This is a genomic window from Gordonia sp. IITR100 (assembly GCF_002009645.1).
Lineage (GTDB): Bacteria > Actinomycetota > Actinomycetes > Mycobacteriales > Mycobacteriaceae > Gordonia > Gordonia hongkongensis.
On sequence record NZ_MVKV01000002.1, the window covers coordinates 255118 to 273699 of the forward strand.

15 protein-coding genes are annotated in these 18582 nt (G+C 70.8%); 3 read left to right on the forward strand and 12 right to left on the reverse strand.

Going from position 1 to position 18582, the window contains the following annotated elements:
* The first annotated feature begins 18 nt into the window (after positions 1-18).
* Positions 19-558, forward strand: a complete 540-nt coding sequence (locus tag B1818_RS05005) for a hypothetical protein (RefSeq protein ID WP_231742303.1) — start codon at positions 19-21, stop codon at positions 556-558.
* Here B1818_RS05005 and B1818_RS05010 read toward each other — a convergent pair.
* The 12 genes from B1818_RS05010 to eccCa all read right to left on the reverse strand — a co-directional run bounded on the left by B1818_RS05010 (position 506) and on the right by eccCa (position 15533).
* On the reverse strand, positions 506-1975 hold the full coding sequence (locus B1818_RS05010; protein ID WP_058250702.1) for an NAD(P)H-hydrate dehydratase: 1470 nt from the start codon (positions 1973-1975) through the stop codon (positions 506-508). The two genes, B1818_RS05005 and B1818_RS05010, sit on opposite strands and share 53 nt — an antisense overlap.
* 9 nt (positions 1976-1984) lie before the next feature.
* Complete coding sequence (gene glmS / locus B1818_RS05015) at positions 1985-3847, reverse strand: glutamine--fructose-6-phosphate transaminase (isomerizing) (RefSeq protein ID WP_058250703.1); 1863 nt, start codon at positions 3845-3847, stop codon at positions 1985-1987.
* A 100-nt stretch (positions 3848-3947) separates the two neighbouring features.
* Positions 3948-4937 carry an alpha/beta hydrolase gene (locus tag B1818_RS05020; RefSeq protein ID WP_058250704.1) on the reverse strand — a complete coding sequence of 330 codons (990 nt, stop codon included), beginning with the start codon at positions 4935-4937 and terminating at the stop codon, positions 3948-3950.
* Positions 4938-4947: 10 nt separating this feature from the next.
* Complete coding sequence (locus B1818_RS05025; RefSeq protein ID WP_058250705.1) at positions 4948-5208, reverse strand: hypothetical protein; 261 nt, start codon at positions 5206-5208, stop codon at positions 4948-4950.
* Positions 5205-6332 carry a hypothetical protein gene (locus B1818_RS05030; protein WP_058250706.1) on the reverse strand — a complete coding sequence of 376 codons (1128 nt, stop codon included), beginning with the start codon at positions 6330-6332 and terminating at the stop codon, positions 5205-5207. Before B1818_RS05030 ends, B1818_RS05025 begins: the two co-directional genes overlap by 4 nt.
* Positions 6329-6709: a hypothetical protein gene (locus B1818_RS05035; RefSeq protein ID WP_058250707.1), complete on the reverse strand. Its 381-nt coding sequence runs from the start codon at positions 6707-6709 to the stop codon at positions 6329-6331. The genes B1818_RS05030 and B1818_RS05035 overlap by 4 nt, the downstream gene beginning before the upstream one ends.
* A gap of 164 nt (positions 6710-6873) precedes the next feature.
* Complete coding sequence (locus tag B1818_RS05040) at positions 6874-7578, reverse strand: HAD family hydrolase (RefSeq protein ID WP_058250708.1); 705 nt, start codon at positions 7576-7578, stop codon at positions 6874-6876.
* Positions 7575-8921 (reverse strand): phosphoglucosamine mutase, encoded by a 1347-nt coding sequence (glmM, locus tag B1818_RS05045; protein ID WP_058250709.1) that lies wholly within the window; start codon positions 8919-8921, stop codon positions 7575-7577. The genes B1818_RS05040 and glmM overlap by 4 nt, the downstream gene beginning before the upstream one ends.
* A gap of 2 nt (positions 8922-8923) precedes the next feature.
* Positions 8924-9445 (reverse strand): 30S ribosomal protein S9, encoded by a 522-nt coding sequence (gene rpsI / locus B1818_RS05050; RefSeq protein WP_065629913.1) that lies wholly within the window; start codon positions 9443-9445, stop codon positions 8924-8926.
* The gene (gene rplM / locus B1818_RS05055; protein WP_058250710.1) at positions 9442-9885 is read right to left on the reverse strand and encodes a 50S ribosomal protein L13; all 444 of its coding nucleotides are present in this window, start codon (positions 9883-9885) and stop codon (positions 9442-9444) included. The genes rpsI and rplM overlap by 4 nt, the downstream gene beginning before the upstream one ends.
* Before the next feature lie 205 nt (positions 9886-10090).
* The gene (locus B1818_RS05060) at positions 10091-11437 is read right to left on the reverse strand and encodes a type VII secretion-associated protein (protein WP_058250711.1); all 1347 of its coding nucleotides are present in this window, start codon (positions 11435-11437) and stop codon (positions 10091-10093) included.
* 16 nt (positions 11438-11453) lie between these two features.
* Positions 11454-15533 carry a type VII secretion protein EccCa gene (gene eccCa / locus B1818_RS05065; RefSeq protein WP_058250712.1) on the reverse strand — a complete coding sequence of 1360 codons (4080 nt, stop codon included), beginning with the start codon at positions 15531-15533 and terminating at the stop codon, positions 11454-11456.
* A 97-nt stretch (positions 15534-15630) separates the two neighbouring features.
* On the opposite strand from eccCa, the gene eccD reads away from it, so the two are divergent.
* A complete protein-coding gene (gene eccD / locus B1818_RS05070) occupies positions 15631-17184 on the forward strand; it encodes a type VII secretion integral membrane protein EccD (protein WP_058250713.1) in 1554 nt (517 codons plus the stop codon).
* The gene (gene mycP / locus B1818_RS05075; protein WP_078112083.1) at positions 17184-18581 is read left to right on the forward strand and encodes a type VII secretion-associated serine protease mycosin; all 1398 of its coding nucleotides are present in this window, start codon (positions 17184-17186) and stop codon (positions 18579-18581) included. The genes eccD and mycP overlap by 1 nt, the downstream gene beginning before the upstream one ends.
* Position 18582 lies beyond the last annotated feature (1 nt).

Genomic DNA, 18582 nt, shown 5'->3' on the forward strand with positions numbered 1-18582 from the left:
GTCGGGGAGGACGGTTGAGTGGACCCCGACGCTGATCCCGAACCGCCGCATCCACCGGAAGTCACCATGTACACGAACTCGAATCCGCAGGACCCCGCCGTTCTCGCCCCGGTCCGCCTGCGCCCAGCCCACGACCTCGCCGGCTTCGTGCCCGCCGGCTTCGTGCCCGCCGGCTTCGTGCCCGTCGACCCGATCGTCCCGCCCGCGCGCCCGGGTCGGCCGGGCCTGCGCGCATCGCTCACGTCGTGGGCCGCCAACACGATCGGGTGGGTGGCGTTCGCCACGGCCGCGGTGCTCTTCCTGCTCGCCCTCGGGCACGCCATGGCGGGCGAACCCGCCGACGGGTACGGGGTCGCGGCTCTCGTCGCCTTCGGCGTCGGAGTACTCGCGACGATCGCCGCCTGCGCAGGTCTCGTCGTGTCATTCGTCCAGCGGGTCAGGCACGGCGCCTTTCGGCGCCCGGGCGTCATCGCCGACGCGATCGTGCTGTCGTCGGTCACCGCGTTCAGCGTGCTGACGGCGCTGTACCCGCTCGCGTTCGTGCTGGCGGCGTGGTGAACTCACGGATCGCCGGCCGCAGCGCCCCCAGCAGCGTCGACGCCCCGATCGGCGCGCCGCCACTCGCGAGCTGCGCCGCCCGGGCGTGGACGCGCGCCGCCGACGCACCGGCGACCAGCGGCGACCTCCCGGCGGCGAGCAGGGCCCCGGCGATCCCCGACAGGACGTCGCCGGCCCCGGCGGTCGCCGCCCACGACGACCCGGCGTCGTTGCCCAGGACGTGACCCGTCGGGTCGGCGACCAGCGTGATACGTCCCTTCAGCAGCACCGTGACGCCCCACCGTGCAGCGAGACCGGAGACGGCGGTCAGACGGTCGGCGCCCAGTTCGGTACCGGTCAAGCGGGCGAATTCGCCGGCGTGCGGGGTCAGCAGCGTCGGTGCCGTCCGCCCGTCGACGAGCCCGGGGTCGCGGGCGATCAGGGTGAGCGCGTCGGCGTCGGCCAGGACCGGCAGATCGGTGTCCAGGACAGTGCGCAGGGTCGTCGCGGCCGCATCGTCGGTACCCATGCCGGGGCCGAGGACCCACGCCTGCACGCGTCCGGCACCGGCGAGGTCGGGCGTGGCGACGACCTCCGGCCACTGCGCCACCACCTCGGCGTGGGCGGAGCCGACGAACCGGGTCATTCCGGAGGTCGCAGTCACCGCCGCGCCGGTGGCGAGGACGGCCGCACCGGGGTACCGATGCGACCCGGCGATCACCCCGACCACCCCCTGCGTGTACTTGTCGTCCCCGGGACCCGGTGTCGGCCAATCGATCTCGTCGTCGGTCAAGGTGGCGAGCGCCGAATCGGCGGGGTCGCCGAGGCCGGCGTCATCGAGGCCGATGTCGACGAGGACGACCCGCCCGCACTGTGGGGCGGCGAGCAGGTGCGCGCGGCGACGGAAGCCGAAGGTGACGGTGATGTCGGCACGGACCGCCGGATCGTGGACCTCACCGGTGTCGGCGTCGACACCCGACGGCAGATCCACCGCGACGACCGCGGTGTCCGGATCGACACCCGCGAAGACCTCGGCGGCGTTCGCCCGCAGCGGCCCCCGGCCACCGAGTCCGACCACGCCGTCGACGATCACCTCGAGGCCGTCGGGTAGCCGCTCGCCGATCCGTCCGCCGGCGGCGCGGAATGCCCGCAGCCCGGCGGCGTGGGCGCGGTCCGGGGCGAGCAGGACCGCGTCGACCCGCACGCCGCGGCGGCACAGCTCGGCACCGGCGAACAGCGCGTCGCCGCCGTTGTCCCCCGCACCGACGACCAGCCCGACCGGCCGTCCATAACATCCGCCGGTCCGGCTCAGCTCTGCCGCGATCACCCGGGCGACGCCGTGCGACGCCCGGCGCATCAGGACGCCGTCGGTGAGCAGGTTCCCCGTCGCCCGCTCGGCGGCGCGGACCTCATCGGCCGTCAGGTACCGGATCGGCATGCGGAACCGCTATTCGACGGTCACCGACTTGGCCAGGTTCCGCGGTTTGTCGACGTCGTAGCCACGGGCCTGCGCGACGCTCGCCGCGAACACCTGCAGCGGCACGGTCGAGACCAGCGGTTGCAGGAGCGTCGGCGTCTTCGGGATGGGGATGAACTCGTCGGCGACGGCACGGGCGGCCGCGTCGTCGGGCTCGGCGATGACGATCGTGCGGGCTCCGCGGGCCTGGATCTCGCGGATGTTGCTGACCATCTTCGAGTGCAGCACGGCGCGGCCGTCCGGCGAGGGCATGACCGTGATCACCGGGAGCCCGTCCTCGATCAGCGCGATCGGCCCGTGCTTGAGCTCGCCGGCCGCGAACCCCTCGGCGTGCATGTACGCGAGTTCCTTGAGTTTGAGAGCGCCCTCGAGCGCCACCGGATACCCGACATGCCGGCCGATGAACAGCACCGTGTTGTGGTGCGCCAGCGAACGCGCCAGCTCCCGGACCGGTTCCATCGTGTCCAACACCTGCGCGACCGAGTCGGTCATCGCCTCGATGGCCGCGAACTCGCGGGCGACCTCGTCGGCGTACTTCGTGCCGCGTGCCTGCGCAAGCGCGAGCCCCACGAGATAGGCGGCGACGATCTGCGCGAGGAAGCACTTCGTCGACGCGACGCCGATCTCGGGGCCCGCGTGGGTGTAGAGAACCGCGTCGGATTCCCGGGGGATCTGTGCCCCGTTGGTGTTGCAGATCGCGAGGACGCGTGCCTTCTGGTCCTTCGCGTGCCGGACCGCCTCGAGCGTGTCGGCGGTCTCACCGGACTGCGAGATGGCCACCACCAGGGTCGACCGGTCGAGAACCGGGTCGCGGTAGCGGAACTCACTGGCGAGTTCGATCTCGACCGGGAGGCGCGTCCAGTGCTCGATCGCGTACTTGGCGAGCAGCCCGGCGTGGTAGGCGGTGCCGCAGGCCACCACGAACACCTTGTCGACGTCGCGCAGATCGTCGTCGGTCAGGCGTTGCTCGTCGAGCACGATGCGACCGTTCTGCAGGTGCCCGAGGAGGGTGTCGGCGATCGCGCGCGGCTGCTCGGCGATCTCCTTGAGCATGAAGAAGTCGTAGCCGCCCTTCTCCGCGGCCGCGAGATCCCAGTCGATGTGGAACGGCTTGCCGTCCCGGGCGTTCTCGTCGAAGTCGGTGACCGTGTACGAGTCGGCGGTGATCACCACGACCTCGTCCTGGCCGAGCTCGACCGCGTCCCGGGTGTGTTCGATGAAGGCCGTGACATCCGACGCGAGGAACATCTCGCCCTGCCCGACACCCACCACGAGCGGGGTCGACCGCCGCGCGGCGACGATGGTGTCCGCGTGGTCGGCATGGGTGAACACGAGCGTGAACGCACCTTCGAGGCGACGCAGCGCCGCATACGCGCTAGCCACGAAGTCGCCGGCGGTCGGCCCGAACGCGTAGTACTTCGACACGAGGTGCACGGCGGTCTCGGTGTCGGTCTCGGACACGAACTCGATGCCGTCGTCCTCGAGTTCGGCGCGTAGCTCGGCGTAGTTCTCGATGATGCCGTTGTGGACGACGGCGAGCTTGCCGTCGTCACTGGCGTGCGGATGCGCGTTCCGATCGGTCGGCTTGCCGTGCGTGGCCCACCGCGTGTGTCCGATCCCGGTCGTGCCCGACAGCGACTCGCGCCCGACCGTGGCGATCTGCTTCTCGAGGTTCTCCAGCCGGAGTGCCTTCTTCTGGATCGCGGTGCTTCCCTCGCCGTCGAGGATTGCGACGCCCGCCGAGTCGTACCCGCGGTATTCCATCCGCCGCAACGCGTCGACGACGATGTCCAGGGCATCGCGCCGCCCCACGTATCCCACGATTCCACACATAGCTAGTCAGGGTACCTGCGGACGCGCGAGCGGCAGCGCGGCGCGTCGGGTGCCGAGCGGGGGTCACAGCAGGCCGCCGTCGGGTGCCGCGGCACGGACGTCACTCGATGGTGTCGGGCACCACCGCGTTCGGGGCCCGGGACGGCACCGGACTCGCCGCGCGGCGGCGTTTGCGTTCTTTCGCGCCGAGCAACTTGGCGATCTTGTCCTGGATCTCCGGCGGATCGTCGAGGTCCACCGCGGGCACCTTGCCGAGCTCGGTGTCGGAGTCGGCGAAGGCCTCGTACCGGCTGTCGTCGTCGAGGGTGTGCAGCAGGAATCCCGTGGTCAGGGCGCGTGCGGCGGTGTGCGTCTTCTTGTCGGCGCCGTTGCCGCCGAGGAGTGATTTGATCGATCGGTGCTCGATCAGCCCGCGGGAGGTCGCGGCCGGCGGGGTACGCAGCACCACACCGGGACGGGGATCGGCGGCCGACTCCGACCCGTACGCCTGTGCCAGCGGCAGGGCGTTGCCGTCGATGGTGTCGAGTTCGCCGATCGCCGACACGATGAGTCCCGGAGCACTCACCCGGCGGGCCGCGGGCAGGAGTTGCGCAGTCGTCGGCGCCGGGAACAGAGCGACCACCCCCCGCGCCGGCGGTTGCGGCTGACCGTGCAGCACGCCCTCCGACGCGGCCAATACCGCTGCGGCGGCACCGAAGCCGTGGCCGGCGAACCCGATCTTGCGCGGGTCGACGGTGATCTCGCCGAAGCCGAGTGGGACCCGGGTCACGATCGACAGCGCTGAACGGAGCTGGGCGGCCATCGTGTCGTCGGACGCGAGCAGGCCTCGCTGACCCGCCGGGACGGCGACGACGATGCCCCAGGACGCGAGGTGGTGGCACAGGTCGCGGTAGCGCTCGACCGACGTCATCCACCCGTGCCCGAACGCGATGGCGGGGAGTCGTTCGCCCTCGGCGGGAGTGAACACGACACCCGGGGTCCCGACGATCCCGAGGTCGCCGCGCAACACGCGATGGGGGCCGCGTCGGGCGAGCACCTTCATCAGCTTCGCGGGCGACTGCGTCGGCTTCTGCTGCTTCTTGCCTGGCACAGCAGACAGCCTATGTGTTGCGCGGCGGCAGATGGGGACTGGCGTCGGCCACGTCGGCCGGCAACATGATGCCCGGGGTGGCGTCCGCGGCGTCGGCGGCGTTCTCGAGCTCGTCCCGGAGCTGCTGCGTCTCCGACCGCACCGCGTTGCGGCGATGCTCGTCCATGGCGAGTTCGAGGTCCCGCTGTCGAGCGGAGAACACGTGTGACGCCTCCGCGACGCCGGCGGTCGCGGTGCGGGCGAGGGCCTCGATCTGGTCGGCGAGGTTCACTGGTCACCCGCCAACGCCAGATCACCCGACGATCGGTCCGGCGATGCCTCCGGTTCCGGCCCCGACCGATTCTGTTTCGACCGATTCGGTTCCGCGGCTTCGGTTTCGGCGACCGCCCCGGTTGCCGCCTCGACGGTGGCCGAGGCCGTCGGCCCTGACGCGACGGGCGCGTCGTGTCCCTCGGCGCCGCCCAGCCGGAACGGGACGTCGACGCCGTCGTCGCGGGGTGCGCGCGCCGACTCGTCGGGCTCCGACGACCGTACGGACGCCGGGGGCTCGGACGCGGCCGCACCTGACACCGACACCGGGGGCTCTGATCGTGCCGCGGCGGTCGCCGCCCCGGTTTCCGCCGGCCGGGCATCGGTGGTCGATTCGGCCATCCAGGTCTGGGGTCCCGATGCGGGCGCGGCGACGGTCTGAGCCGGTGCCGCCGCCGACGGTGATCCCGGCGACACGACCGGGACGGCGTCCGGGGGCCCGGCGTCGACCGGATAGGACTCGTCGTCGATGCCGTCGACGGACCGGTTCAGGAGGTCGAGGATTCCGGCGATCCCGCGGGTCGTCGTCTCCTGCGAGGTGCTGAACAGGGCCAGCCGGGACGAGATGTCCTCGACCGCCACCCCGATCGGCACGCGACCGGTGAGCACCGCCTGCGGCAGTTCCGCCGGCGGCACCCCGGCCGCGGTCGGTGCCGACAACCGGGCGACGGTCAGATAGAAGGTGCGCAGCAGGCGGTCGATGCCCGACGCCGCGGCCGAGGTGGCGTCGGTGAGGGTGCGCAGAATGTGCAGGTCCGATTCGGCGCGACGCTGATGGTCGATGACCGTCGTGAGGGCGACAGTCGCGGACTCGCTGTTCCAGCCGTCGTCGAGGCGGACCTGCTGTTCGGGGAGATGGTGGAGTTGTTCGGACACGGCCCGGTGCGCCGACACCAGGGCGCGACTGTCCGCGGACAAGGCCGCGATGTCGAATCCGTCGACCACGCGGAGTCCGTTGCGGAGGGTGGCATCGTCGGGGGCGGCGACCCCCATCAGACGACCGGCCGACACGAGTTCGATCAACGCCTCGACGCCACCCCGGGCGTCGGACCTGAGCACCGACAACGAGTCCACGCCTCGTCTCACCGGCCGTCCACCCCCGAAGGCGGCAGCGCTCGCGAGATCTCGTCCGCCACGCGCCGATCCCCGTCCGCCATGGTCAGCGCACTGTTGCGGAGAGTGTCCGCGAGCGCCGCAGCGGCCGTGGCCTGCACCCGTAACCGGCGCGACAGGGTCGCGCTCATCTCGGCGTACGCCGCGGCCGACGGCCCGAAGGCGACCGGGTTCCCGTCTCCTGCGATCGACTCCCGAGCCCAGGTCCCGAAGTCGTGTGCGGCCAGATCGTCGGCGACCGCCGACAACACCAGCGAGGACCTGCGGTAGTACGCCGACACCGCGGACACCTGGGCGGTGTCCATCGAGATCGGGCGCGACCCGACACCGTCCGCACCGTCGCCGTTCATGTCACCCCTCCCCGACGCGCGTCCGCCAGTTCACCGCGATCTTCCGAGCGGCCTTGCATTCTTGGACGCACGGCAGCGGCCGCCGGTTCCCGGGACTTCTCCGGACACGCAGGGAATTGTCGCGTACGGAGGGGCGAGGCGCCAGTGCGCCATCAGGCGAGCGGTCAGTCGGGCAGTTCGATGCCGTGCGAGGTCACGGCGTCGAGCAGAGCGGTGGGCCGGTCGGCGGCCGGGACGTCGTGGACCAGCGCGAACGCGCAGCCGAGGGCGCGCGCCCCGCCGTCGGCGGTCTCGCTGTCCCCGACCATCAGCACCTCGTCGGCCGGCACACCCAGCGGATCAAGCGCGGCGTGGAAGATCCGGGGGTCGGGTTTGATCGCCCCGACCTCGTAGGACAGCGCGAACGCCGAGACAAGGTCCTCGACGCCGTGCAGGGCCAGCACCTTGCGCAGGTCGAAGGCGATGTTGCTGACGATGCCGACCGGAACCCCTACCGCACCGAGCTTCTGCAGCACCGCGACGGTGTCGGCGAACGGAACCCAGGAGGCCGGGTCGAGCACCCGGTTGTAGAGAGCGTTCGCGTGGTCGACATTGCTCATCCCGACCGTGCGCAGCAACGCCAGGTAACCGGTCCGATGCAGCGCCGGGTCGAGATCGCGACGTTCCCAGGCGTCCTGGTCGGCACCGACGACGCCGTCGGGCAGACCGACGGGTGCGACCATGCGCCGGATGATGTCCGCCTGACGGTCGCGGTCGAACTCGGCACCGGTGTCGTCGCGCAGGTCGGCGAACCACTCGTCGCGCGCCTCGAAGCGGAACAGGGTGCCGGAGAAGTCGAACAGGACCGCGCGCGGAACCGAACCGGTCATGCCCCGGCCCCCTGGACGACGTCGGCCAGACGGCCGGCCACCGCCAGCGCCTGATCGGCGGTCGCGGCTTCGACCATCACGCGGACGAGCTGCTCGGTTCCCGACGGACGCAGCAGGACGCGACCGGTCTCCCCCAGCTCGGCTTCGGCGGCCACGACCGCTTCTTTCACCGATTGCGATTGCGCCACTGCGTGTTTGTCGCCCACGCGCACGTTGATGAGCTCCTGCGGCAGCACCGTCACGATGCCGGCCAGGTCGGCGAGCCGCGTCGACGTGGCGGCCATCCGCGCCATCAGCATCAGCCCGGTCAGGATGCCGTCACCCGTCGTGCCCGAACCCGGGACGACGATGTGACCGGACTGTTCCCCGCCGATCGAATAACCGCCCCGCCGCAGTTCCTCGAGGACGTACCGGTCCCCGACTCCGGTGGTGTGCACGGTGATCCCGGCCTCGCGCATGGCGATGTGCAGTCCGAGATTGCTCATGACGGTCGCGACGAGCACATCGTCGTGGAGCTTGCCCTGGTCTTTCAGGGACGTCGCCAGCACGGCCATGATGGCATCGCCGTCGACGATCTGACCCGTGGAATCGACTGCGAGACAACGGTCTGCGTCACCGTCGTGAGCGAGTCCGAGGTCGGCTCCGTGCTCGAGCACGGCCGCCTGCAACTTGTCCATGTGGGTGGACCCGCAGTCGGCGTTGATGTTGAGGCCGTCCGGCTCGGCGTGGATCGCGATCACCGTCGCCCCGGCGTCGGCGTAGGCCTGCGGAGCGAGCTCCGACGCCGCGCCGTGCGCGCAGTCGACGACCACGGTCAATCCGTCGAGGCGGGTGTCGACGGCCTGTGCGAGGTGGCGCCGGTAGCGGTCGCCGGCGTCCGGCGCAGCGACGATCCGGCCCACCGCAGCCCCGATCGGGCGGATGAACTCGCCGTCCATGGTCGCTTCGATGCGGTCCTCGACAGCGTCGTCGAGCTTGTGCCCGCCGCCGGAGAAGAACTTGATCCCGTTGTCGGGCATGGGGTTGTGCGACGCGGAGATCATCACGCCGAAGTCGGCGTGGTAGTCCGCGGTCAGGAATGCGACCGCCGGGGTCGGCACGGTGCCGACACAGATGGCGTCGACTCCGGTGGCGGCGAGCCCCGCACACACCGCGGCTTCCAGCATCTCGCCGGATGCCCGCGGATCACGACCGACGACCGCGCGCGAACGCCGGTGCGACTCGGTCGCCGAACTCTCTGCAAAAACGACCGCGGCGGCCGAGGCCAGGCGCAACGCGAGCTCGGGGGTGAGCTCGTCGTTGGCCAGGCCTCGGACGCCGTCGGTTCCGAAAAGGCGTGCCAAGATCAGCGCTTGGAGTACTGCGACGCCTTGCGGGCCTTCTTGAGGCCGTACTTCTTGCGCTCGACCGCACGCGGGTCACGGGTGAGGAAGCCGGCCTTCTTCAGGGCGGGACGATCCTCCGGGGTGACCTCGATGAGCGCACGCGCGATGGCGAGACGCAGCGCGCCGGCCTGGCCCGAGGGGCCGCCGCCGACGAGCTTGGCGTAGATGTCGAACGACTCGGTGCGCTCGACGGTGACCAGCGGGGCCTTGATCAGCTGCTGGTGCACCTTGTTGGGGAAGTAGTCCTCCAGCGAACGGCCGTTGAGGGTGAACTCACCGGAACCCGGCGCCAGGCGAACGCGGACGACGGCCTCCTTGCGGCGGCCGACGGTCTGGATCGGACGGTCGATGACGACCGGCTCGCGGACCTCTTCGACGACAGCGGCGTCGTAGTCGTCAGCGGCGACCTCGACGGCCTCCACGACCTCGACGGCAGCCTCGTCGACGGCCTCGACGGCGTCGTTGATGTTCTCGTTGCTCACTGGGCCACCTGCTTGATCTCGAAGGGGACGGGGCGCTGGGCCGCGTGCGGATGGTTCGGGCCGGCGTAGACCTTCAGCTTCGAGGCCATGGCGCGGCCGAGCTTGGTCGACGGCAGCATGCCCTTGACGGCCTTCTCGATGACCCGCTCGGGGTAGGTCGCGAGCAGCTCGGTGGTGGTGCGGGACTTCAGGCCACCGGGGTGCCCCGAGTGGGTGTAGTTCAGCTTGCGATCAGCCTTGTTGCTGGTCAGCGCGACCTTTTCCGCGTTGATGATGACGACGAAGTCGCCGCCGTCCATGTGCGGGGCGTAGGTCGGCTTGTGCTTGCCGCGAAGCAGGTTCGCGACCTGCACGGCCAGCCGGCCGAGCACCACGTTCTCGGCGTCGATGACATGCCACGTACGCGTGATGTCACCGGCCTTCGGGGTGTAGGTAGGCACAGTTGTCCTCAACTCTTGTCGAATGGATGCTGGTCGGGTGCACGGCAGAGATTGTTCCCGGCGACCAGTGGGGACCCGGGCCTCCGCTGACCTGGACACACAGCTGTGCGCCAGGCGCCGAGCACCAGCGACCCAGGCTACGCGACCGCGCTGGTCAGGGTCAAAACGGACTCGGCCTCCGGCCGGGGTCAAAACGGACTCGGCCTCACGACGACGGCGACACCCGAACCGACCGCACCGCCGCCGCGCACTCGTCGTCGGCGGATTCGGCCGCGGTACCCGCCTGACAACCGATCGAGACCTGCAGACCATCGTCGACCACGACGTACCAGCGGATCGCGCCGCCCGAGGCCGGTGACTCGCGGTAGCCGATCACGTCCCGCCCGCCGAACCGGGTGGCGGCGGAGAACTCGGTGACGACGTCGTCGCCGCGCTGCTCGATCCGGTTGCGCAGGCTCCCCGCGACCGATTCCCGGGTGGAGCCGGCGCGCACCTCGGTGAGGACGGCGATGATGCGCCGGCCGTCGTCGGGATCGACGAACACCGCGCGAGTGGTCGACGGGTCGTCGGCCGAACCGCTCGGGGTCCGCTGTTCGGACTGCCGCCAGTCGCCGGGCACCGCCAGCGTCGCACGCCCGAGGCCGACCTCCGTCGACGCCGCGTCCGGTGCGGTGCCGCGCTGCCAGAGTCCCACCCCGATCGCACCGCTCACGACCAGGATCGCCATCACCGCCGCGGCGAGCAGCGTCCCCGACCGGCGCCGGGTGGCGCCGACCGGGAGCGAGGGTCCGGGATCGGCGCCCGGGGCCATCGTGTCCTCGTCCGCACCGCCGGTGCGGTGGCCGAGCCGGACCACGAGCTCGCGGTCGACGGCGACCACGCGTCCCGCGACCGCGTGCCCGGCGATGACGCCGATCGCCGCGGACACCTCGTCCGGGCGGTCCCCGTCGACGAACACCGCCTCGACCGAGTCGTCGATGACGTCGAGGCCGTCCGCGTTCGACGAGGAGCGCGGCGCACGGTCGGCACCGGGACGAATGAGCCCGGAGCGCTCGATCACCCAGCCGTCCGGACCGCGCCCGACGATCTGCACGTCCCACCACGCCGGTCGCGGGTGGCCGGGATCGGCGGGCGGGCGCGGGAGATGTGTGGTCTCGACGACGGCGCACCGCCGCACGGTGAGATCGGCGTGACTGCGCGCGACGAGCACCGCCCGCGGTAGGAGTGCCACCGGCGCGCGGCCGTCGCCGAGGTCGGCGAGCGTCGATGCCCGACGGGGTCCCCAGGTGCTCGGGTGCCCGACGACGAGGGGTCGGCCCGCGGGCAAGTCGAGGCCGGCGAAGACCCGTCGCCACACCTGGCGCAGGTGTTCGCGCCGACCGTCGGCCACGACACTCATCTGGTCCACCGACTCGAGCAGCGGCCGCACATCGCGATCCACCCGGCGCAGCCCGCGCTCCGGGTCATGGACCAGCGGCGTCCCGAACGCGAGATCGACCACCGTCGGACGGTTCCCGTCGCCGATCGGTTGCACCTCGCCCGGCTGTGTCATCCGGCCCGACCCACCCCTAGTCGCCGATCGGGAGATGGGCGACCTGGATCATCTCCTGCGGCCGGACGCGCGACACCAGTTCGCCGCGGCCGGGCACCAGCGTCTGCAGCCTCGACCGGCCGGTGATGAATCCCTCGTCCCGGTCGCCGCTCATCAGCAGGATGTCCGACGACAGGTCCTTGAGGCGCGCGATCAGCGGATCGAACATCGCCCGACCGAGGCCGCCGGAACGTCGGGCGAGCACGATGTGCAGCCCGATGTCGCGCGCATGGGAGGCCAGTTCGACGATCGGCAGCATCGGATTGCCGGTCGAGGTGACGACCATGTCGTAGTCGTCGACCACCACGTACACCTCGGGCTGGCCCTCGAGCCAGGTGCGGTCCCGCAGTTGCTGGACCGTCACGTCCTCAGGCGGCATCCGGTTCTTCAGATACGCCGCCAGCTCCGTCATCATCGACGCCGCGCGGTCGGGCGAACTCGCGTAGCCGGCAAGATGATCGCCGTCGATGATCCCCAGCATCGTGCGGCGGTAGTCGACGAAGACGATGCGCACCTGCTCGGGTGTGGCACCCGCGACCAGCCCGGTGACGATCGTCCGCAGCAGGTTGGTCTTGCCGTGTTCGACGTCGGCGAACGCCATGAAATGCGGTTGGGCGGTGAAATCGAGGACCACCGGGGCGAGTTCGAGCTCACCGACACCGATCGCCACCTGATTGGGTGCCAGCGTCAGCCCGGCGGCGGCAACCGCGCGCTGCACCGATGCGTAGTCGATCTCGGTGCTCAGCTTGCGCACGGCCATCGCCGAGCGGCCCGGATAGGCGGCGGTGAGCTTCTCGACCGACTGGGCGACGCCCGCGGGCAACGACTCGGCACTGCTGACCGAATCGAGCCGGGGCAGCGCGATCAGCATGTGCAGCTCCTGCCCGGTCAGGCCGCGGCCGGGTCGGTTCTGCGGGACCAGCGCGGCGGCGCGACGACCCATGTCGGAATCCATCGGGTCGCCCAGCCGCAGCTCGATCCGGGTACCCATGAGATCGCGGACCGCCGGGCGCACCTCGGCCCATCGGGACGCGGTGACCATGACGTGGACGCCATAGCTCAACCCCTGGGCCACGATCGCGGTGATCTGTTCCTCGAGCGATTCCAGTTCGGTACGCAGCACGTTCATGCCGTCGAGGACGAGGAACACGTCGCCGAACCGGTCCTGCGCGAGCGGGTCCGACGCCGGCGAGGTGACGCCGGACCGGAACCACGCTTCCCGGCGGGACCGGTAGTCGCGCATCGCCTCGATGCCCAGCCGGGTGAACAGCAGTTCGCGCGAGCGGACCACGGCCGCCACCTCGGCGACCGTACGGCGGACCGCGTCCATGTCGCCGCGCGAGGCGACCGAGCCGACATGCGGGAGCCCGGCGAGACCGGCCAGACTGCCGCCGCCGAAGTCCAGACAGTAGAACTGCACCTGTTCGGGCGTGTGGGACGCGGCGGCCGACATGATGATCGTGCGCAGCGTCGTCGACTTGCCCGACTGCGGACCGCCGACCACCGCCACGTTGCCCGCGGCCCCCGCGAGGTCGATGACGAGCGGGTCGCGTCGCTGGTCGTAGGGCCGGTCGACGACGCCGATCGGAACGCTGAGACTCCCCGGCACCGCCGGGTGGGACCAGTCCCGCTCGCCGAGAAGATGTTCCACGGTGGGCGAGTCGTCCAGTGGCGGCAGCCACACGCGGTGGGCCGGCGGGCCCGCGTGTTCCATGCGTTCGACGATGGTCTCCATGAGCGTGGGCACCTGCGCCGAGACCGGCTCGAACTCGGTGGGCGCCTCGGGTGCCGGCGGTTCCTCGTCGAGCAGGCTCTCGGCCTGGTCGAGCAGCGAACGCGACGCGCCCTCGTCCAGCGGCACCGGAAGTGCGGTGAAGACCTTGAGGTTTCCGCGACGCGATGACGCCGTGGTCGTCGGATCGACCGACTCGGTGACCGTCGGCGAGTAGTAGGCCCCCGACACGTAGGAGGTGTTGAACCTGATCGGGTCCGCCGAATCGCACTTGAGGTACGCCGAACCCGGGACGCTCGGCAGGTGATAGGCGTCGGGAACACCGAGAACCGAGCGGGACTCGTTGGCGGAGAACGTCTTCAGGCCGATCCGATACGACAGGTGCGAGTCCAGGCCCCGGAGTTTGCCTTCTTCCAGCCGCTGCGAGGCGAGCAGCAGATGGATGTGCAGCGAGCGACCCAGACGACCGATGGCGACGAACAGTTCGGCGAAATCGGGCTTCTGCGAGAGCAGTTCGGAGAACTCGTCGACGACGATGAACAGTGCCGGCAGCGGATCGAGGCGCACCCCCGAGGCGCGGGCGCGCTCGTAGTCGGCGACGTTCGCGTAGTTGCCCGCCGCCCGCAACACCTCCTGGCGCCGGTTCATCTCGCCCGAGAGCGCGTCCTTCATCCGGTCGACCATCGAGAGTTCCTGCTCGAGGTTCGTGATGATCGCGGCGACGTGCGGCGCGGATTCCAGGCCCAGGAACGTCGCGCCGCCCTTGAAGTCGACGAGCACGAGATTCAGCTCCGACGGCGAATGAGTCGCCAGCATCGCCAGGACCAGCGTGCGCAGGAACTCCGACTTCCCCGATCCGGTGGCGCCGATGCACAGCCCGTGCGGACCCATGCCGCCGTGTGCGCTCTCCTTGATGTCGATCTCCACGGGCGCGCCGGTCGGCGTGTAACCGATCGGCACGCGCAGGCGCTCCCGGCCGGTACGACCACGCCAGGCCGTCGCCGGATCGAAGCGTGCTGCGTCGTCGATGCCCAGCAGCGCGGGCAGGCCGGGGTCGGCCGAGGTCGCTTCGGACTCGAGGTGGGCCAGCGTCGCCGCGGTGGCCAGCCGGTAGCGCGCCATGCGCCGGGCGATCGCCTCCGCCTCGGGAATCGTCAGCGAGTCCATGTCGGCGAACTCCTCGACGCCGGCGGCACTGCGCGCGGAGACCTTGCCCCCGCGCACGACGAGTTGCAGCCCGCGCCGCACCGCGAGACCGTCCGGCGGCGCGGTCAGGTCGAGGATCGTGACGCCTTCCATGCCGGCGTCGTTGATGATCCGCTCGTCGCCGGCGACGTAACCGTCGTCGATGATCACCACGAGGTGTGCGCGGTTGGCGTTCGGCGGCGCCGACCGGCTGAACCGGCCGCGCTCGAGGAGGTCCGCGGCCATCGAGTTCTCGAGGTCCGCCAGCGTCGGATAGATCATCCGCATCGCCCCGACGCCGTCGCGCAGCGTCGGATGTCCCACGTGCGGAAGCCATTTCGCCCAGTCCCAGGCCTCCCCCGCCGGATCACCGGTCACGATGCCGATGTGCAGATGATCGGGACCGTGGAACGCACACAGCTCCACGACCATCGACCGGATGAGTTCGCGGGTCTCCTGCCGCGCACCCTCGATGTTGATGGCGGGGAAGCCGCGCAGCGAGATCGAGGTGGGCAGGCGGTACACCGCGGAGTGCGTGCGCACGAACCGGCGCAGGGCCACCATCGACACCGGCTCGATGTCCTCGAGGGGCCCGGTCTCCGGCGGCATGAGCCGCGTGGCGAGTCGCTGGACACCCACCCCGACGCGCACATGGGCGAAGTCGGCGTCGCTGGGGCGGCGTTCCCACATGCGCCTGCTGCCGATCACGTCGAGCAGCGCACGCGGGTCCGGGTGGCTCCAGGTGCGTGCCGCGCGCTGGTTGTCGACGGTCTCGAAGACCTGGCCGCGCAGCTGGCCGAGATAGCGGAAGTAGTCCTTGCGTTCCTCGTTGAGTTCTCCGGCGCGTTTGCCCCCGCCACGGCCGCCGGCGGCGAACATGCCGAACATCGACATCAGCATCATCAGCGGGAACATCATGAACAGCGGGTTGGTCAGGATGTTGCGCCCACCGGTGACGACCATCAGTGCCACCATGCCGACGACGGCGACGACCATCACCACCGGCAGCAGTTTCATCAGGAGGCCGCCGGGCACCACCCGCGGCACATCCGGCGGCGCCTGGATGTTGACCTCGCCTCCGGGCGTGCGTGGGGGCGTGATGCGCGGGCGACGCACAAAGCCCTCCGTCGTCGTGACCACACGTCCCCCCTGACATGTCGCGCTGTGTATCCCCGGGCGGTCGAACCCGCCGCGGTTGGCTATGTTAGCTGCTGAATCTAGGGGGAGGATTGACCTGATGTCGTCTGTGGACGGATTCGCACCGGGGTACCCGGCCACCGCTGCCGACGCGGACACCGGGGATCGCCGGCGGGGTGAGGGGGCCGTCGAGCCGCAACTCGTACGGGTGTCCGTACTGGGCGGCAACACCCAGCTCGACGTCGGACTGCCGGCCGGCATCCCCATCGCCGGACTCATCGGTGACCTTGTCGCCCAGATCGAATCGCGCAATCCCTCGAGGTCGGACCCCGACGACCCGGATGCCGACGCCCGCAATCCCGGCCGACCGCACGACCGGCAGAACAAGTGGACGCTCGCGCTCGTCGGACAGGACCCACTGCCCCTGCACCGGTCGCTGTCGGAGTCGGGTATCCGTGACGGCGACCTGCTGCTGTTGACCTCCACGCGAACCGGGGAGTCCCCGGTGCTGTTCGACGATGTGGTCGACGCTGTCGCCCGATTGAACGAATCGCAGTTCGTCGACTGGACCGCGGCGTCCGCCCGGAAGGTCGGTTACGCACTGGCACTCGTCGCCGCGATCGCGGCGGCGGCGTCCCTGGCCGCGGTCCGCTCCGGCACCGGCGCCCTGTGGTTCGCCGGGTTGTCCGGGCTGGCGGTCGTCGGATTCGTCACCGCCTCGACGATCGTGTCCCGCTACTACCGCGACGAGCAGAGTTCGACGGTGCTGTCCCTGTGTGCCGCACCGATGGCCTTCGTGACCGGGATGATCGTGACGCCCGGGTCATACGGCGCCGCACACCTCACCCTGGGCTTCGCGTTCGCACTCGTCGCCGCGGTCGTCAGTTATCGCATGACCGCGGCCGGGGCGACCGCACACAGCGCCGTGACCAGCGCGGCGCTGCTCGGCGCCACCGGTTGTGGGGCGCGACTCCTCATCGATGCGCCGGTGGCCGATGTCGCCGCCGTCATCGCCGCGGTCGGTCTGCTGTGCATCGGTCTGGCTCCCCGCACGACGATCCTGCTCGCGAAACTGCCGCTGCCCCCGGTGCCGACCGCGGGTGCCGCCATCGACGTCAAGGACATCGAACCGCGACCGGCCATCGAGGGCATCGGGGCGATCGGCGCGACCGCCCTTCCCAAAGCCGATGCGCTGGAACGTCGTTCCTACCTCGCCAACGCGTACCTGACCGGCATCGTCGGCGGGCTCACGATCGTCACCGCCATCGCGGCCGTGCTCACCGCCGCCCCGCTCGCCGGGTTCGAATGGCGCAACGCCGTCTACGCCGCGATCATCGGCGTCGTGCTGTGTCTGCGGGGCCGCTCCCACAGCGACCTGTTCCAGGCGGGAATCCTCGTCATCGGCGGATCGCTCGTGGTGATCACCCTGATCACCGGTCTCGCGTTCGGCGACGACCAGTGGCCGGTGATCGGTTTCGCCCTCGGCATCCTCGTGGTGATCGGCGCCCTCGTCTTCGGGGTCGTCGCACCGAACCAGGACTTCTCACCCGTGATGCGTCGGTGGGCCGAGATCGGCGAGTACATCCTCGTCGCCCTGATCGTGCCCCTGCTGTTGTGGCTGCTCGACCTGTACCGAATGGTCCGCGAGATCTGATGCGCGACAACCGTGTCCGTGGTGCCGGAGTATTCGCGACGACCCTCGTCGCGGCACTCGTCGGGGCCTCGGCGACGCCCGCTGCGGCGGTGACCCCGCCTCGGATCGATCCCGGCGCCCTCGTCCGGTCGGCCCCGGTCGCCCCGCTCGAACCGACCGAGCAGCGGCACCTGTGCAACATCCCGGAACTGACGCGCACCGTGACGAAACCGACCGCGGCGCAGGCGATGATGAATCTCCCGGAGGCGTGGCGGTTCAGTCGCGGACAGGGTCAGCGGGTGGCCGTCATCGACACCGGGGTGACGCCCCATCCGCGGCTCGGTCGCGTCGTCGCCGGTGGCGATTACGTCTCGGGCGGCAACGGACTCGACGACTGCGACGCCCACGGCACCCTGGTCGCCGGGATCATCGCCGCCCGGCCCAGCACCGCCGACGCGTTCGCCGGCGTCGCGCCCGCGGCATCGATCATCGCGATCCGCCAGTCCAGCAGCGCTTTCCAGAAGAAGAACGACCGCGCCCGGGACGACGCCGCGCCGGTGGTCGGCTCGGGTTACGGGTCCGTCCGGACGCTGGCGCACGCCATCGTGCGCGCGGTCGATCTCCGCGCCACCGTCATCAACATCTCCGAGGTGGCGTGCGCGTCGGCGGCGGATTCGGTCGACGACCGGGCGCTCGGTGCGGCCATCCGGCACGCCTACGACCGGAACGTCGTGGTCGTCGTGGCAGCCGGCAACCTGACGCGCGACGGCGCCTGCCAGAACCAGAATCCGGCTCCCGCCGCCGACGACCCCGACGGATGGCGGTCGGTCGCGACCGTCGCCAGTCCCGCCTGGTACTCGCCGTACGTGCTGACGGTCGGCTCGGTGGACGCCGACACCGGCTCGCCGAGCGACTTCAGCCTGCACGGCCCGTGGGTGAGCATCGCGGCGCCGGGCACCGACATCGTGAGCCTGAACAGCAAGCGCGGTTCGAACCGGCTGGCGTCGGCCCAGCAGAGCGACGGCGGGCCGGTGCCCTTGATCGGCACGAGTTTCGCCGCGCCGTACGTCGCGGGCACCGCCGCGCTGATCCGGGCCCGCTTCCCGGATCTGACCGCGCGCGAGGTGATGGACCGCATCATCGCCACCGCCCACTCCCCGGGAACCGGGCGCGACCAGCGGATCGGACACGGTGTCATCGATCCGGTCGCCGCCCTGACCGCCGAAGTGCCGACCGATCAGCAGCCGGACCGGGCCTCGGCGCCCATCGCCGCACCTACCGTGGCGCAGCCACCGGACAATTCCGCGCGCAACGTCGCGATCATCGGCAGCGCCGTCGCGGCGATCGTCATCGCCGCCGTCCTCGCGATCGCACTACCCCACCGACGGGTGCGCAAGCTCGACCCGGACGAGTTCTGAT

Excerpts from the sequence above, each read along its gene's own strand:
- glmS (WP_058250703.1), bottom strand. The coding sequence starts at position 3,847 with ATGTGTGGAATCGTGGGATACGTGGGGCGGCGCGATGCCCTGGACATC.
- mycP (WP_078112083.1), top strand. The coding sequence starts at position 17,184 with ATGCGCGACAACCGTGTCCGTGGTGCCGGAGTATTCGCGACGACCCTC.
- B1818_RS05060 (WP_058250711.1), bottom strand. The coding sequence starts at position 11,437 with ATGACACAGCCGGGCGAGGTGCAACCGATCGGCGACGGGAACCGTCCG.
- B1818_RS05035 (WP_058250707.1), bottom strand. The coding sequence starts at position 6,709 with ATGAACGGCGACGGTGCGGACGGTGTCGGGTCGCGCCCGATCTCGATG.
- B1818_RS05010 (WP_058250702.1), bottom strand. The coding sequence starts at position 1,975 with ATGCCGATCCGGTACCTGACGGCCGATGAGGTCCGCGCCGCCGAGCGG.
- B1818_RS05040 (WP_058250708.1), bottom strand. The coding sequence starts at position 7,578 with ATGACCGGTTCGGTTCCGCGCGCGGTCCTGTTCGACTTCTCCGGCACC.
- eccD (WP_058250713.1), top strand. The coding sequence starts at position 15,631 with ATGTCGTCTGTGGACGGATTCGCACCGGGGTACCCGGCCACCGCTGCC.